Source organism: Rheinheimera sp. (assembly GCF_037442525.1).
Classification (GTDB): Bacteria; Pseudomonadota; Gammaproteobacteria; order Enterobacterales; family Alteromonadaceae; genus Pararheinheimera.
Map to the genome: position 1 here is coordinate 51201 of NZ_JBBIQD010000001.1, position 15786 is coordinate 66986.

The 15786-nt window shown below is 52.6% G+C and carries 14 protein-coding genes; 4 read left to right on the plus strand and 10 right to left on the minus strand.

Annotated elements, in window-relative coordinates; all coding sequences use genetic code 11:
* Positions 1–404: 404 nt before the first annotated feature.
* Positions 405–2780, minus strand: coding sequence for a phosphoenolpyruvate synthase (ppsA, locus tag WKJ03_RS00235; protein ID WP_337840141.1), 2376 nt, complete (start codon positions 2778–2780; stop codon positions 405–407).
* 138 nt (positions 2781–2918) lie between these two features.
* Between ppsA and WKJ03_RS00240 the strand changes: the two genes are divergently transcribed.
* Complete coding sequence (locus WKJ03_RS00240) at positions 2919–3728, plus strand: pyruvate, water dikinase regulatory protein (protein WP_337840142.1); 810 nt, start codon at positions 2919–2921, stop codon at positions 3726–3728.
* A 2-nt stretch (positions 3729–3730) separates the two neighbouring features.
* On the opposite strand, the gene WKJ03_RS00245 is transcribed toward WKJ03_RS00240, so the two are convergent.
* From WKJ03_RS00245 to WKJ03_RS00255, 3 genes are all read right to left on the minus strand, one after another.
* Positions 3731–4792: a 2-dehydropantoate 2-reductase gene (locus WKJ03_RS00245; protein WP_337840143.1), complete on the minus strand. Its 1062-nt coding sequence runs from the start codon at positions 4790–4792 to the stop codon at positions 3731–3733.
* The gene (locus tag WKJ03_RS00250; protein ID WP_337840144.1) at positions 4776–6125 is read right to left on the minus strand and encodes a 3-deoxy-7-phosphoheptulonate synthase class II; all 1350 of its coding nucleotides are present in this window, start codon (positions 6123–6125) and stop codon (positions 4776–4778) included. Before WKJ03_RS00250 ends, WKJ03_RS00245 begins: the two co-directional genes overlap by 17 nt.
* A 177-nt stretch (positions 6126–6302) precedes the next feature.
* Positions 6303–6536, minus strand: coding sequence for a TIGR02647 family protein (locus WKJ03_RS00255; protein WP_337840145.1), 234 nt, complete (start codon positions 6534–6536; stop codon positions 6303–6305).
* A gap of 162 nt (positions 6537–6698) precedes the next feature.
* Between WKJ03_RS00255 and WKJ03_RS00260 the strand changes: the two genes are divergently transcribed.
* Positions 6699–7631 carry a GGDEF domain-containing protein gene (locus WKJ03_RS00260; RefSeq protein ID WP_337840146.1) on the plus strand — a complete coding sequence of 311 codons (933 nt, stop codon included), beginning with the start codon at positions 6699–6701 and terminating at the stop codon, positions 7629–7631.
* A gap of 41 nt (positions 7632–7672) precedes the next feature.
* On the opposite strand, the gene htpX is transcribed toward WKJ03_RS00260, so the two are convergent.
* The 5 genes from htpX to bioB all read right to left on the minus strand — a co-directional run bounded on the left by htpX (position 7673) and on the right by bioB (position 12357).
* A complete protein-coding gene (htpX, locus tag WKJ03_RS00265) occupies positions 7673–8542 on the minus strand; it encodes a protease HtpX (RefSeq protein ID WP_337840147.1) in 870 nt (289 codons plus the stop codon).
* Positions 8543–8700: 158 nt separating this feature from the next.
* Positions 8701–9384, minus strand: coding sequence for a dethiobiotin synthase (bioD, locus tag WKJ03_RS00270; RefSeq protein WP_337840148.1), 684 nt, complete (start codon positions 9382–9384; stop codon positions 8701–8703).
* Positions 9381–10154, minus strand: coding sequence for a methyltransferase domain-containing protein (locus WKJ03_RS00275; protein WP_337840149.1), 774 nt, complete (start codon positions 10152–10154; stop codon positions 9381–9383). Before WKJ03_RS00275 ends, bioD begins: the two co-directional genes overlap by 4 nt.
* Positions 10155–10159: 5 nt before the next feature.
* The gene (locus WKJ03_RS00280; protein WP_337840150.1) at positions 10160–11311 is read right to left on the minus strand and encodes an 8-amino-7-oxononanoate synthase; all 1152 of its coding nucleotides are present in this window, start codon (positions 11309–11311) and stop codon (positions 10160–10162) included.
* Positions 11311–12357 (minus strand): biotin synthase BioB, encoded by a 1047-nt coding sequence (gene bioB, locus WKJ03_RS00285; RefSeq protein WP_337840151.1) that lies wholly within the window; start codon positions 12355–12357, stop codon positions 11311–11313. Before bioB ends, WKJ03_RS00280 begins: the two co-directional genes overlap by 1 nt.
* A gap of 117 nt (positions 12358–12474) precedes the next feature.
* On the opposite strand from bioB, the gene bioA reads away from it, so the two are divergent.
* Positions 12475–13782: an adenosylmethionine--8-amino-7-oxononanoate transaminase gene (gene bioA, locus WKJ03_RS00290; protein ID WP_337840152.1), complete on the plus strand. Its 1308-nt coding sequence runs from the start codon at positions 12475–12477 to the stop codon at positions 13780–13782.
* Here the strand turns inward: bioA and WKJ03_RS00295 are convergent.
* The gene (locus WKJ03_RS00295) at positions 13768–14148 is read right to left on the minus strand and encodes a hypothetical protein (protein WP_337840153.1); all 381 of its coding nucleotides are present in this window, start codon (positions 14146–14148) and stop codon (positions 13768–13770) included. The genes bioA and WKJ03_RS00295 overlap by 15 nt on opposite strands.
* 97 nt (positions 14149–14245) lie before the next feature.
* Here WKJ03_RS00295 and asnS point away from each other — a divergent pair, with 97 nt between their 5' ends.
* Positions 14246–15646, plus strand: coding sequence for an asparagine--tRNA ligase (gene asnS / locus WKJ03_RS00300; RefSeq protein ID WP_337840154.1), 1401 nt, complete (start codon positions 14246–14248; stop codon positions 15644–15646).
* Positions 15647–15786: the final 140 nt, after the last annotated feature.

The window sequence follows — 15786 nt, forward strand, 5'->3', positions numbered from 1 at the left end:
AGGCCGCGCCATCAGCCAGTTCTTAAAATTGCAAAATTGAAACAAGCACAAGCAATCTGATATGGTTCTGTTGTCGGAACGACTTAAAATTCAGATTTCATGTATCACTTTTACTAATTTAATGAAAAAAACATCAATGCGCAAGTGTAAATATGAAAAAAACGGCATTTTTATCATTTCTGTATTTTTATCTGCAGGAGTCTGACTTTTCAGAGGATTCAAAGTCAATACGGATGAATTTAATTTGACTATATGATAAATATGAAACATGGACCCAGCGTATTTTGCCAGATCAAAATTTCGGTCAGGCTTCAGTTTAAAACATCGGCCACGAAGTGGATTTTCTAAAGCAGAATTTGATGGCAAAGGCTGACTGCCGGGTGATCACCCGGCAGTCAACCCCCTTATTCGCCGTATTTTTCGCCCAGGTACAACCAGGTTTCCAGTACCGTATCCGGGTTCAGTGAGACTGAATCAATGCCCTGCTCCATCAACCAGGCGGCAAAGTCTTCATGATCGGACGGGCCTTGCCCACAAATACCGACATATTTACCTTTGGCTTTGGCGGTGGAAATGGCCATTTCCAGCAACTTCTTAATGGCGGGATTCCGCTCATCGAACAGATGGGCAATCAGACCACTGTCCCGGTCCAGACCCAGAGTCAGTTGTGTCAGGTCGTTGGAGCCGATGGAGAAACCATCAAAATGTTCCAGGAACTGTTCTGCCAGCAGGCAGTTTGATGGCAACTCGCACATCATAATCACCTTCAGGCCATTTTCGCCACGTTTCAACCCATGGGCTTCCAGCAGTTCAATCACGGCTTTGGCCTCCTCCAGCGTCCGTACGAAGGGGATCATCACTTCCACATTGGTCAGCCCCATTTCGTTACGCACCCTTTTGAGTGCTTCACACTCCAGCGCAAAACAGTCCCTAAAATCAGCACTGATATACCGCGATGCGCCACGGAAACCGATCATCGGGTTTTCTTCATGCGGCTCAAACTGCTGGCCGCCGACCAGATTGGCGTATTCATTCGATTTAAAATCGGACATCCGCACTATCACCCGCTCTGGTGCAAAAGCCGCCGCCAGGGTTGAGATACCTTCGGTCAGTTTGGCAATGTAAAACTCCACCGGCGAGGCGTAACCGGCCATCATCTGACGGATAGTGGCCTGCAGTTCAGCGCTCTGACGCTCAAAGTTCAGCAGGGCTTTGGGATGTACCCCAATCATCCGATTGATAATAAATTCCAGCCGGGCCAGACCAATACCGGCATGTGGCAAACGGGCGAAGGAAAAAGCCCGTTCCGGGTTACCGACGTTCATCATAATTTTCATCGGTAACTTCGGCATCTGGTCAACACGGGAGGTCACCACCTCAAAAGGCAGAATGCCCTGATAGACATAACCTGTGTCGCCTTCAGCGCAGGACACTGTAACATCCTGACCATTCTGAATACGGCTGGTGGCGTCACCACAACCGACCACAGCCGGGATCCCCAGTTCACGGGCAATAATAGCCGCATGGCAGGTGCGGCCACCGCGATTGGTGACAATAGCTGACGCACGTTTCATGATCGGCTCCCAATCCGGGTCCGTCATATCGGTCACCAGCACATCCCCTGGCTGAATTTGGTCCATGTCAGCAATACTGGCCAGTACCTTGGCTTTACCGCTGCCAATTTTATGGCCGATAGCCCGGCCTTCAGTCAACACAGAGGCTGTGCCTTTGAGCTGGAAACGCTCCATCTCATTGCTGTCTTCACGGCTGCGTACTGTTTCAGGACGGGCCTGCACTATATAAAGTTTGCCATCTACGCCATCTTTGGCCCATTCAATATCCATAGGACGGCCGTAATGTTGTTCAATAATGATGGCCTGCTTGGCCAGTTCCTGCACTTCGGCGTCGGTCAGGGAAAACTGCTGGCGTTTGTCTGCTGCAACATCCTGTACCAGCACCTGCTTGCCATGACTCAGATCCGATGAATACACCATCTGCACCAGCTTGCTGCCTAAAGTGCGGCGCACCACTGCAGGTCTGTTTGCCAGTACAGTCGGCTTGTGAACATAAAATTCGTCCGGATTGACTGCGCCCTGCACCACCATTTCACCCAGACCATAAGACGAGGTGACAAAAACCACATCCTCAAAACCTGATTCAGTATCGATACTGAACATTACGCCGGATGAAGACAAATCAGAACGCACCATACGCTGCACGCCTGCAGATAAAGCGACACCCCGATGGTCATAGCCCTGATGCACCCGGTAAGAAATAGCACGGTCATTAAACAAGGACGCAAACACATGTTTAACGGCTTCATGCACCTGCGCATAGCCTTTGACGTTTAAAAAGGTTTCCTGCTGGCCGGCAAAAGAGGCATCCGGCATATCTTCAGCGGTAGCCGATGAGCGCACAGCAAAAGAGACATCACCCACACTGTCTGAGACTAACTGCTGATAGGCCTGCTGCAGCGCCTGTTCAAACTCCGCCTGAAAAGGCGTATCAATCACCCATTGGCGGATCTGCGTACCGGCTTTCGCCAGTGCTGCCACATCGTCGACATCCAGGCCATCCAGCAGTTGATAAATTCGTTCGTTCAGCCCACTCTGTTCCAAAAACTGGTTAAAGGCATCCGCCGTAGTTGCGAAGCCGCCTGGAACCTGTACACCGGCAGTAGCCAGGTTACTGATCATCTCCCCCAAAGAGGCATTTTTTCCGCCGACGCGCGGAACGTCATGCATGCCTAAGTCCTGGTACCAAACAACGAATTCTTGCACGATAATTCTCCAATTTGTGTTGCAGGTTCTGTAAGCTTACATGGCTAGCCACATAGCCATCTCATTCTACACTGGGGTTAGAATGAATTAAAACCTTAATTTCTAATGTAATTTTATAACGACAAAATGAGGTATCCTGTGCGAACTGCCTTCTATATATCTGATGGGACCGGTATTACCGCAGAAGTGTTTGGACATGCACTGCTATCGCTCTTTCCCGCAGAATTCGACCATATCACTATTCCTTTTGTCGAAACCGAAGAGTTGGCCTTACAGGTCAAGCAACGGATTAACGATCGTTATAAAACAACCGGAGTGCGCCCTTTGGTGTTTCAGACCTTTGTAGACGACAAGTTGCGGTTGATCATTAACAGCAGCGAAGGCAGTTGTTATGACTTTTTAAATGCCTTTGTTGAACCCATGCAAAAAGAGCTGGGCATACTGGCGATGCCCAAGACCCACCGAACTCACAGCATTCATGAAAAAACCTATGACTTCCGGATTGACGCAGTCAACTTTGCTCTGGCCAATGATGATGGTTCCAATTTAAAGGACTATGCGAAGGCCGATATTATTCTGGTCGGTGTCAGCCGTTCCGGTAAAACCCCCACCAGTTTGTACCTGGCCTTGCAGTACGGTATTAAAGCCGCTAACTACCCTTTTGTGCCAGAAGATTTGGATCATCTGAAACTGCCGAATGAGTTGCGTCTGCATAAAAACAAACTTTTTGGCTTAACCATTACGCCGGAACGGCTCAGTCAAATCCGTGAACAGCGCCGACCTGGCAGCAAGTACGCGTCATTGCGCCAATGCAAACTGGAACTGGACGAAGTGGAAGCTTTGTATCAGAAAGAGCGTATCGCTTATCTGAATTCCACCCACTTATCGATTGAAGAAATTTCAGCCAAAATCATGGCGCAAACCGGCTTAAAACGGCAGAAGTACTGAGTCTAAAGTGCCAGCAACTGCAACGCCTGTTGTGGTGTCAGGCTGACAGGCTGGCCCTGTTGCTTTTGCCGCACCAGGCTGACCAGCGCCTGATTCAGCGGTGCCGTCAGTCCGGCTTCTTCAGCCAAAGCCACCACGGCACCATTCAGGTAATCAATTTCTGTCTGCCGTCCAGCCTGCAGATCGTCCCACATCGATGAACGGGCCTCAGGATTGATAGCCAACATGGAACTGGCCAGCAGACGAAACAACACGTCCGGCAACCGCAGTACAGTGGGCAGTACAGCGTTAGGGACTTGGGTATAACGATGCAGTGACAGTTTTCTGTAACGACACAAGGTCAGCAACTCCTCCATCACGCCAGCCAATAACAGACGATACGGGCGTTGCAGTAACTGCTGCCTCAATGGCAGTCCACACAAAGCATTAATGGCATTATTCAGGTTCAGCAATAACTTACCGAGTTCAGCCGCCAGAATATTGGGCTGTAACTCTGACTGCAAACCCGTGGCTGACAAGGCGTCCATCAATCTGGATTGTAGAGTCATCGCAGGTGCTGACCACACCATGGCACCGCCACTGGTACGGGCGTACAAACCAGGCCCGGCTTTTACAACATTAAAGGGCACTATCGCTCGCCCCACCTTTAATGGCAGAAACTGCTGATACCAGCTTTGCATCGCCACGCCATTTTGCAGTGCAATGATTTCAGCATCAGAGCGCAGGTAGCGGCCAAGTTCGGGTAGCAAGGAATGCAATGAAACAGCTTTGACAGTACAAAGCACCAGATCCGCTCCCCGCAGCGCCTCCAATGAGGTAAAGACAGCGGGGCTGTTCAGCGGATAACAGCGTAATTCGAGATTCTGCGCTGTAAAGCCATACACGGCGGCATCAAGCGCCAGCGATTCGCGACCAATAAAACTGACCTGAAACAGCCCACTCTGAGCGGCCAGGACGCCGAGGTAACAACCTATGCTGCCAGCGCCAAGCACCACTAAATGGGGTAAAGCCGCAGCACTAGCCGCGGCTTTGGTGGCAGAACTGTGGTTATTTGCGGACTGCACGTAAAGTGTCAGCGATCAGGAACGCCAGTTCCAGCACCTGATCGGAGTTTAACCGCGGATCACACTGAGTGGTGTAGCAGCGGCTTAAATCCTGTTCCGACAAACCATAAGCACCACCCGTGCATTCAGTGACGTTTTCACCTGTCATTTCCAGGTGAATACCGCCAGCATGACTGCCTTCGGCCTGATGCACTGCGAAGAAGTAGCGGATTTCACGCAGAATGGCTTCGAAGTCACGGGTTTTGTAGTCATTACTCGCCTTGACCGTATTGCCATGCATAGGGTCAGAGCTCCAGACCACCTTGCGGCCTTCCCGCTGAACCCGACGCACCAGAGCCGGCAGTTTTTCTGCCAGCTTGTCCGCCCCCATTCGGGTGATCAGGGTCAGTCGACCCGGTGTATTGTCCGGGTTCAGTGCATCAATCAGACGGATCAGATCCATTTCGTCCATACCAGGGCCAATTTTCACCCCAACAGGGTTCTTAATTCCTTTAAAGAACTCCAGATGGGCATGATCCAGCTGCCTTGTCCGCTCACCAATCCACACCATATGGGCTGAACAGTCGTACCAGTCTCCGGTCAATGAATCACGGCGGGTCAGCGCTTCTTCGTAGTTCAGCAGCAACGCTTCATGCGAGGTGTAGAGCGACGTCTCACGGATTGAAGGTGCATTTTCAGACGTGATGCCGCAGATTTCCATAAAACGCAACGCTTCCTGAATACGTTGGGCAATGTCCTGATACCGCCCTTTCAGCGGATTGGACTCGACAAAGCCCATATTCCAGCGGCTGACCTGATGCAAGTCGGCGAGGCCTCCCTGTGCAAAGGCACGCAGCAGGTTTAAGGTTGCGGCTGAGTGATGATAAGCCGTTAATAAGCGGTTCGGATCGGGCCGGCGCGACTCTTCAGTAAATTCAAAGCTGTTGATAATGTCGCCACGGTAGCTGGGCAATGACAGACCGTTAATGGTTTCCAGATCACTGGACCTGGGTTTGGCATACTGGCCCGCCATACGGGCCACTTTGACCACAGGGCAACCACCGGCAAAGGTCAGTACCACCGCCATCTGTAACAGCACTTTAAAGGTGTCACGAATTTTTGGCGCATTAAAGTCACTAAAGCTTTCAGCACAATCGCCACCCTGCAATAAAAATGCTTTGCCCTCGGCCACCTGGCCGAGCTGACTAAACAAATCCCGGGTCTCTTGCGCAAACACCAATGGCGGGTATTTATGCAATTGTTGCTCGACCGAAGCCAGCAGGGATTTGTCATCGTAGGTGGGTTGTTGTTGGATTGGAAAAGCTCGCCAACTTTGAGGCGTCCAGGTCGTCACTTTTTAAGTTTCCTATTACAGATTAAATAAATTCTTCGCTTGGGTTATGGATCCGCAGACAAAGTAAATTTATTACCGGAGAAATTCAATGAGAAATTGGTCGGAAAGGCATTTGGATGGAAAAAAAACAACAAAGCCAGCGGCATTGTGCAGCTGGCCAGCTGTTTGGTGGTCGTTTCAGGGACCCAGAATACGCAAAGCCGATTGGATATGCTCAGCGCAATGACGCCCAAGATCAGTCAGGTAGCCGCCGTCAGGTTGAGTCAACAAGCCTTTCTGATACAGACGGCCTATAGCGGCCTTGTACTCGGCAGTGGCATCTTTATGGGCTTTAATACCTTCGAGTGAGGTGTCGAGATTAAACAAATTCAAAATGCGGATTTCGTCATTCAGTTCTGCGCTGACAGCCATAGTCGTCTCCTTGTTATTCTGGTTTGAAGTTAGCCCAGACCGCACGAAAGTGCCAGTGCCTGTCCCCTTGCGACCAGTTACAACACAATATGGTTTACTTATTTTCATTTTGCGGTATTTTTAACCACCTTCTATAGTTGCAGGGCAAGGAGGCTCGCAACAGTGGCCAGTACTTTTCAATTCAGCCAGCAACAATGGCTGGTCAGTTTCTTTCAGCACCTGTCCAATCCGGCATTTATTTTGCTGGACGATTCAGCACATCAATTGCAATTGGTGTCAGCAAATCCGGCGTTCCTGCAACTGCTGCCCGAACCTGTCAGTTTACCTGCTTCGCTGGCTGATATCCGTCTGCCATCCGACTGGGCGGACGATCTGAAAAAGCAACTTTCAGAGCTGGCTGAAGGCTGCAGCTGCACATTGCAATTGAAGATCCGCCAGCATGAGCTTGAACGCTGCTTTGTGCTGTCGTTACAGCTCAGTATCATTGAGCAGCAACGTCTGTATTTTGCTTTGCTCACCGACATCACCCAGTGGCAGCAGCAGTGCCGCCAACTGCAGCAAAAGCTCTCGGACATTGAACGACTGAAAAACAGGATCCGTGAGCAGGCCATACGGGATCCGCTGACAAACCTGTTTAACCGCCGTTTCCTCAACGAATTTATGGAGCGCGAACTGGCTTTGGCCCGGCGAAATCAAAAACCGCTGAGTTTGGTGATGCTGGATTTGGATCACTTTAAGCAACTGAATGACCAGTTTGGTCACCAGACAGGCGACCAGATCATTGAGTTGGTTGCCCGGCATTTACTGCGTCAAAGCAGACGCAGCGATATCCTGTTCCGTTATGGTGGTGAGGAATTTTTAATTTTGTTGCCCAATACCACCGAAGTTCAGGCAGGTCACCTGGCGGAAAGCTGGCGGGCCCAGATTGAACAGTCGCAGATTTTTGCCGCTGAGCAGCCGCTCACAGTGACCATTTCTGCCGGCGTGGCTTGTTACCCTGAACATGGCACTACGGCTTTTAACCTTATTCAGGCGGCGGATCAGGCACTCTATCAGGCCAAAGCCGCAGGCCGAAACCGAGTGATCACCCTCTAGACCAGAAGGCTCAATAGCCGCCTTCTGATCCGGACCAGGCATTAAGCGATGTACTGGCCACGTAAAGCTGCAATGCGCTTTTCCAGTGGTGGGTGGCTTAAAAACAGCTCAGAAGCCGCAGGTTTACTGGCAATACCAAAGGCCATCATCGACCCTTCCAACCGGCTTTCGTGGTTGTTCCGCAGACGCTCCAGTGCCGCAATCATTTTGCCTGTGCCGGCCAGGCGGGCAGCACCAGCGTCAGCTCTGTATTCCCGCTGGCGGGAAAACCACATCACAATCAGGCTGGCCAGCACCCCAAAGGCCATTTCCAGTACCAATACCGTCAGCATGTAGACCACACCGTTGCTGCTTTGGCCTTCCCCTCTGTTGCCAGAAATAGCGCCAGCTATCAAGCGGGCAAAGAAAATCACAAAAGTGTTAACCACGCCCTGAATTAAGGTCAGCGTCACCATATCACCATTAGCAATATGAGAAACTTCATGCGCCAGCACAGCCTCAACTTCGTCTTCACGCATATTGCGTAACAACCCTGTGCTGACCGCCACCAGCGCATTGTTGCGGCTTGGGCCTGTGGCAAAGGCATTCATTTCCGGGGAATCGTACAGAGCGACTTCTGGCATAGCGATGCCGGCCTGTTGTGCCTGGCGGCGCACCGTTTGCAGCAGCCATTGTTCAGTCGCATTCCGTGGCTGTGTTATCACCATGGCTCCCGTCGAGCGTTTGGCCATCCACTTCGACATCAAAAGTGAGATAAAGGATCCACCAAAACCAAACACAGCGGCAAACACCAACAAACCACTGATACTGCGGCTGTCGATGCCCAACAGGGCGAAGACGATGCTCAGTACCACACTCAGTACCAGCATCACCGCCAGGTTCGTGGCTAAAAACAACATAATCCGTTTCATACTCACCTCGTTTACTCAGCTACAACTTTGAGTCAGGCAGGGCCGAAACCCGCATTCAGGTCCCGGGCTGTCACTGCTACTATAGGGGTTAAAGAGGCGAATTCAATGGCGATGCGGCAGGCATTTGTAAGAAAAGATAACTGGTGAAAAAACCAAGTTTAACGACAAGACTGACGATAGTTCAGCACTGCATCAGCCAGTTGTAGTTGCAAATCCGGGCTGACACCAGTGGCAGCATAAGGCAACACCGCCAGACAAGGGGCCAGAATTCGTTGCTGTAATGTCGCAATATTTTCGTCCAGACATAACATATCCGGGTCAATGCAGTTGGCTATCCAGCCCAGCAGTGGCACGCCGGCTTGTTGCAACGCATTCACCGTCAGCAGCGCGTGATTCAGACACCCCAGCTTCATGCCAACCACCAGGATCACCGGCCAGCCCTGCGCTGCAACCCAATCCGACAGACAGGCATCAGCAGTCACCGGCAACATCCAGCCTCCCGCGCCTTCTATCAGCATCAGATCCGCCTGATAAGCATCCACTCGGGCGACTGCATCCGTCAGCTGTTTCTTGCTCAGTTGCTGCCCCAGATGAGCAGCCGCCAGATGCGGCGCTATCGCCTCAGGTAAACAAACCGGATTCACCTCGTGATAACTCAGTGGCACAGTGCTGGCCTGCTGCAGCGCCAGGGCGTCGGTATTCTGCCCCTGACTATTTACCCCGGCCGCAAAAGGTTTTAAGCCCAAGGCTTTCAGCTGGCGTTGCTGCAATCCGCCCAATAAAGCGGTGGTGCAATAGGTCTTACCGGCATCTGTGTCCGTGCCTGTGACAAAAATTTTCATAAGCGCCGCATCCTGAGATAGAGCAACTGATAACTGGCCAGCAGCAGGCCCTGTTGCCGCGGATACTGCAACTCCAGTTGCTGCCAGAAGCCTTTGCCAGTCAGGCCCTGCCGCTTCTGCCCCAGTACCGTATTGGCGCCCAGACCTTTCAGCTCCCGGGCCAAAGCCCGCACATCCGGGTAAGGCAACTGCACCAGCTCAGCAACCAGTTCCAGCTCTATGCCTGAATCACGAAAACCTGGCTGCAAGGCGGAAAAATACGCCAAAGGTAAAAACTCATTGGTATGGCGATAGGGATCAAGCCCCGCCCAGGCATGCTCCAACTCAGCCAAGGTGCCCTGCAGCAAAGTGCTCAGCACAGCGACCGCACCAGGTTTTAACGCCTGCGCCACTTGCTGCAACACCAGTTCAGGCTTGGGGCACCACTGCAGCATCAGGCTGGAATAAAGCCCGTCCAGGCTGCCGTGTTGAAAAGGCAGTTGGCTGGCATCGGCCTGCACCGCATCCACGCCCTGAGCTCTTGCCTGCGCCAGCATGGGCCAGCTTAAATCGAGCGCTAACAATTGGCTGCAACGTTGCTGCAACAGCGCTTTGTACCACAAGGGGCCAGTGCCTAAATCAACCAACAGCGACTGATACTCCGGTAACAAAGCCAGCAGCTGATGAGCGGCGTGGCGTTGCAGCCGGGCGTGTTGGGTGTAACTGGTCACAGCGCTCCCAAACTGCGCCGCGACGAGTTCGGCTTTACTGAACGCAGAAAGTTTTGGCATTGCCGTCACCACAAACTCCTTAACGTCTTGATCAAATGATAAATATCCTCAGTCTGATGCAAGGCAGATAAAGTCACACGTAACCTGGCGCCGTGCCGTGGCACCGTCGGAGGCCGGATGGCTGATAACCAAATCCCCCGCTGCTTTAGCTGCTCACTGAGCATTAAAGCTTTTTCAGTGTCACCAACCAGCACAGGCTGAATGGCGGTAGCCGATGGCAGCAGCGGCAATTCAGCCTCAGTGGCCAGTCGGCGGAATAACTCACTATGCTGTTGCAGCTTGTCACGGCGCCACTGCTCTTTTCTGCACAGATCAATGGCGGTGCACAGGGCCCAACACAAAGCCGGCGATAAGGATGTACTGTAAATATAATGCCGGCCAAACTGGCGCAGATAATCAATCAGCAGTGTTGAGCCCGCCACAAAAGCCCCCTGTCCAGCCAACGCCTTGCCAAAATTTGCCATCAGCGCACTGATCCCGGCCACGTTGCCGCCCTGAGCCGCCCAGCTGCCACGACCTTCGGGCCCTGACTGACCCAGACCGTGAGCGTCATCCAGAATCAGTTCCGCCTGATGCGACGCACAGAGCGCTGTCAGCCGACTCCAGTCCGGACTGTCACCATCCATGCTGAACACCCCTTCAGTGACCACCCAACTGTTGCTGTGCTGACGAAGTTTGCTGTCAAGGGCGGACCAGTCCTGATGCGAAAAGCGGCTGTAGCTGCAGGGTGCTGTCAGGGCCGCATCAATCAGTGAGGCATGGCAGAGCTTGTCCAGCAACAGATGGTCTTGTTTGTCTGGCAAGGTATGCAGTAACAGCTGGTTGGCAGCAAAACCTGAGGAAAGTAACAGCACATCCTCGACCTGCAACCAGTCACACAGCTTATCCGTCAGCGCCTGATGGGCATAATGAAAACCGGTCAGCACAGGTGAACCTGAACTGCCACTGCCAAACCGCAACGCGCCTTCAGACAGCGCCGCTTTTAGCTGGTCAGATTGTGCCAGCCCCAGGTAATCATTGCCGGAAAAGTTCAGGTATTGCTGACCAGCCACCTGCACCAGCCGCCCCTGATACTGTTCAATCAGGGTTGGCTGGCGGTACAGTTGCTGTTGTCTGCGCTGTTCAATCGCCTGACGAAAACGGCGGCTGGCGTGCATCAGAGTGCTGCGTGAAACAAAGACGGCGTCTGCTGCTCTTTAATGGCGTCAGCCAGCGCCGCTTCATGCGCCTCATCCGACACATCATGGCGCTGCTCCGGCACCAGTCCCAGCTTGGCGAATAACAGCCTATCGGCATCCGCTTCCGGGTTTTCTGTGGTCAGCAGCTTATCACCGTAAAAAATAGAGTTGGCACCAGCCATAAAACACAAAGCCTGCATTTGTTCATTCATCCGAGAGCGGCCAGCCGATAAACGTACATGGCTTTTCGGCAGTAAAATTCGGGCTACCGCTATGGTGCGGATAAAGACAAATGGGTCCAGATCGTCCACATTATCCAGCGGAGTGCCCTGCACTTTGACCAGCATATTGATGGGCACACTTTCGGGGTGTTCCGGCAAATTCGCCAGCTGCCGTAACAGACCGGCTCTGTCGGTGGCACTCTCGCCCATACCGACAATACCACCACAGCAGACTTTCATCCCGGCATCCCGCACATGCTGCAAGGTGTCCAGCCGGTCCTGGTAAGTACGGGTGGTAATAATTTCGCCATAGAACTCTGGTGAGGTGTCGAGGTTATGGTTGTAATAATCCAGACCCGCCTGCTTTAACTCCACCGCCTGGCTGGCATCCAGTTTACCCAGCGTCATGCAGGTCTCCAGCCCCATCTCTTTGACGCCTTTGACCATTTCCATCAGAAAGGGCATGTCCCTTTGTTTTGGGTTACTCCAGGCGGCCCCCATACAAAAACGGGTCGCCCCTTTGTCTTTGGCGGCTCTGGCCTGAGTCAGCACCTTTTCCACTTCCAGCAGCCGCTCGCGTTCCAGACCCGTATTGTAATGGCCGCTCTGCGGACAGTATTTACAGTCTTCGGCGCAGGCACCGGTTTTGATCGATAACAAGGTGCTGACCTGGACTTCATTAGGTTTGAAGTGTTGACGGTGCACCGTCTGCGCCTGAAACAACAGATCATTAAAAGGCAATGCAAATAAAGCCTGCACCTCGGCCAAAGACCAATCGTGACGTACGGAAGCGACAGCTGACATAAGTTTCCCTGACTGAAAAAAGGCCTGTTTGTCGGGCCTGAAATTTTCCGTTAGTCTATAGACCCCGCTTACCCTGTCAACGCCAACCAGTTTACAAAGTTTACTTCAGGTTATTTTATGAGCAACACTATCGAATTCGACCGCGAACACCTGTGGCACCCTTACACCTCGCTGGCCAGCCCCTTGCCTGTCTACCCGGTCGCCAAAGCGTCCGGCGTCCGGATCCAGCTGGAGGATGGCCGAAGTCTGATCGATGGCACCAGCTCCTGGTGGGCCGCTGTGCACGGTTACAATCACCCGACGCTGAATGCCGCGTTAACGGCGCAGGCCAGCCAGTTCAGCCACGTGATGTTTGGAGGTTTTACCCATCAAAGTGCAGTGCAGCTTGGCCGTTTGTTGCTGTCGATGGTCCCCCAGGGTTTAACGAAAATTTTTTACGCTGACAGTGGTTCCATTGCCGTGGAAGTGGCGCTGAAAATGGCGCTGCAGTTCTGGCTGGGGCAAGGCCAACCCGAAAAAACGCGTATCCTGGCACTGCGTAAGGCCTACCACGGCGATACCTTCGCCGCCATGTCAGTGTGTGATCCTGTGGATGGCATGCATAGCCTGTTTCAGGGCCAACTGGCCAAACAACTCTTTGCACCCGCTCCACAAAGCCGCTTTGACGGCCCTTTTCTGGAACAGGATGCTGCGGCGCTGCGTCAATTGTTTGCTGCACACCATCAAGAACTGGCGGCCTTTATTCTGGAACCTGTGCTGCAGGGCGCCGGTGGTATGCGTTTTTATCATCCCGACTACCTGCGGCTGGCCCGTCAACTCTGTGACCAGTACCAGGTGTTGCTGATAGCCGATGAAATAGCCACAGGCTTTGGCCGCACCGGTCGGCTGTTTGCCTGCCATCACGCCAACATCAGTCCGGATATTTTATGTTTGGGCAAGGCGCTGTCCGGCGGTTACCTGAGCCTCGCCGCCACCCTGTGCAATGACAAGGTGGCCCAGGGCATCAGCCATGGTGAGGTACCCGCGCTGATGCATGGCCCCACTTATATGGCCAATGCCCTGGCTTGTGCTGTCGCCTGTGCCAGCGTCAGCCTTATTCAGCAGGGTCAGTGGCAGGCGCAGGTGCAGGCTATCGAGAACCAGCTGAAAAGCGGACTGGCGCCCTGCACTTCGTACCCAGGGGTCCGGGAAGTGCGGGTACTGGGTGCAATTGGGGTGGTGGAAATGCTGCATCCGCTGGATGTGGCTCTGGTGCAAAAACGTTGTGTGGCGCTGGGTGTCTGGGTACGGCCTTTTGGCAATCTGTTGTACCTGATGCCTCCTTTTGTGATCCAGCCGGACGAACTGGCGATCCTGACAGACGCCGTCTGCCAGTTGAGCAAAGCACCAGACTGGAGCCAGTCCGTGGTGTTACCTGGTGCTTAAACCAGATAACAACCAAATTGCCACCGCACTGAACAGCACCAGCAGGTAGAGATTCAGCCGAACACTGTCAGTGTGGCGCCGGTTCCGGCGCCAGTGCAGAACTAAGCTGATCAGGCTTAGCAACAGGCAGGCGATAAAAAGTGGAGTGCTGTACGCCAGCAATGCCTGATCCCAGTATGGGTCTACCGGAATTTTCCAATACCGTACCAGGCCCGAATTAAAATCCGGTTCCGCCAGATGCGCCAAAGCCAGGGCACCAGACAACAGGATCCAACAGCACAAATTCAGCCAGGACAGCAGCCTCAACCACAGATCCGGCCCATGCCTTCTGTTGCTGAGTTCAGTGTTCGTCTGGTCTTCCGTCATTTTGAATCCTCCGTACAACTTTTACTTGTGTTCAGGCCTTGCCTGCGTATCATGTTGCCTTTTAACATTTTGACAAAGGCAAGTTGGAGCAAGTTGCATGACGCATGCAGTAATTAAAGATGTGCTTGCTGGTCAGTATGAACTGGGCAGTACAGTGACAGTCAAGGGCTGGATCCGCACCAAACGCGATTCCAAAGCTGGTATTTCCTTTTTAGCCGTGCACGACGGCAGCTGCTTTGATGCAGTGCAGGCCGTTGCTCCGGCTGAACTGACGAATTACGAATCAGAAATCAAAAAGCTGACGACCGCCTGTTCTGTGATAGTCACAGGTGTGATTGCCCGTTCTGAAGGCCAGGGTCAGGCGTTTGAAATTCAGGCCAGCCAGGTCGAGGTGGTGGGCTGGGTAGAAAACCCGGACACTTACCCTATGGCACCGAAACGCCACAGCATGGAGTACCTGCGTGAACAGGCTCACCTGCGCCCTCGCACCAATGTGATTGGCGCTGTGGCCCGTGTCCGTCATTGCCTGGCCCAGGCCATTCACCGCTTTTTCCATGAGCAAGGTTTTTATTGGGTCAGCACGCCGCTGATCACCGGGGCTGATGCGGAAGGTGCCGGTGAAATGTTCCGTGTCAGCACGCTGGATTTGGAAAACCTGCCACGCACGGACAAAGGCGATATCGATTTCTCTAAAGATTTCTTTGGCAAAGAAACCTTTCTGACCGTGTCTGGCCAGTTAAATGGTGAAACCTACGCCTGCGCACTGTCAAAGATATATACGTTCGGTCCCACTTTCCGGGCAGAAAATTCACACACCAGCCGCCATTTGGCTGAGTTCTGGATGATTGAACCTGAAGTGGCGTTTGCCGAACTGAAGGACATAGCGCAGCTGGCCGAAGATTTGCTGAAGTACGTGTTTAAAGCTGTGCTGGCCGAGCGGGCCGATGACATGGCGTTTTTCGCCGAACGTATTGACAGCGACGCCATCAGCCGGCTGGAAAAAGTGATTGATTCTTCCTTTGTACGAATGGATTACACCGACGCCATTGAGATCCTGAAAAATTGCGGCAAAGAGTTTGAATACCCGGTGGAATGGGGTGTGGACCTGCAATCTGAGCATGAACGTTACCTGGCCGAAGTGCATGTGGGCGCGCCTATCATCATGCAAAACTACCCTAAGGACATCAAAGCCTTCTATATGCGTCTGAATGAAGATGGCAAAACTGTTGCCGCTATGGACGTATTGGCGCCTGGCATTGGCGAAATTATCGGTGGCAGTCAGCGTGAAGAACGTCTGGACCAGTTCGACAAACGTCTGGATGAGATGGGTTTGCACAAAGAAGACTACAGCTGGTACCGCGATCTGCGCCGTTACGGCACTGTGCCTCATGCTGGTTTTGGTTTAGGTTTTGAGCGTCTGGTGTCTTATGTCACTGGCGTTGGCAACGTGCGGGATGTGATTGCATTCCCTCGTACTCCTGGTAACGCCGAGTTTTGATAGGCGGAACTGACAAACCAAGCCCCTGTTTCCAGGGGCTTTTTTTTAACTGTACTGCAGCGGCAACCCAAGTTTTTTTCATTTCCCCAATTGACAAACAAGTAAACATATTTTTTACTTTTGTTGCCATTTTGGCAAAT

Coding starts and splice junctions, on each gene's coding strand:
- WKJ03_RS00255 (WP_337840145.1), bottom strand. CDS start 6,536: ATGGCTGTCAGCGCAGAACTGAATGACGAAATCCGCATTTTGAATTTG.
- htpX (WP_337840147.1), bottom strand. CDS start 8,542: ATGAAACGGATTATGTTGTTTTTAGCCACGAACCTGGCGGTGATGCTG.
- bioD (WP_337840148.1), bottom strand. CDS start 9,384: ATGAAAATTTTTGTCACAGGCACGGACACAGATGCCGGTAAGACCTAT.
- WKJ03_RS00275 (WP_337840149.1), bottom strand. CDS start 10,154: ATGCCAAAACTTTCTGCGTTCAGTAAAGCCGAACTCGTCGCGGCGCAG.
- WKJ03_RS00280 (WP_337840150.1), bottom strand. CDS start 11,311: ATGCACGCCAGCCGCCGTTTTCGTCAGGCGATTGAACAGCGCAGACAA.
- bioB (WP_337840151.1), bottom strand. CDS start 12,357: ATGTCAGCTGTCGCTTCCGTACGTCACGATTGGTCTTTGGCCGAGGTG.
- bioA (WP_337840152.1), top strand. CDS start 12,475: ATGAGCAACACTATCGAATTCGACCGCGAACACCTGTGGCACCCTTAC.
- WKJ03_RS00295 (WP_337840153.1), bottom strand. CDS start 14,148: ATGACGGAAGACCAGACGAACACTGAACTCAGCAACAGAAGGCATGGG.
- asnS (WP_337840154.1), top strand. CDS start 14,246: ATGACGCATGCAGTAATTAAAGATGTGCTTGCTGGTCAGTATGAACTG.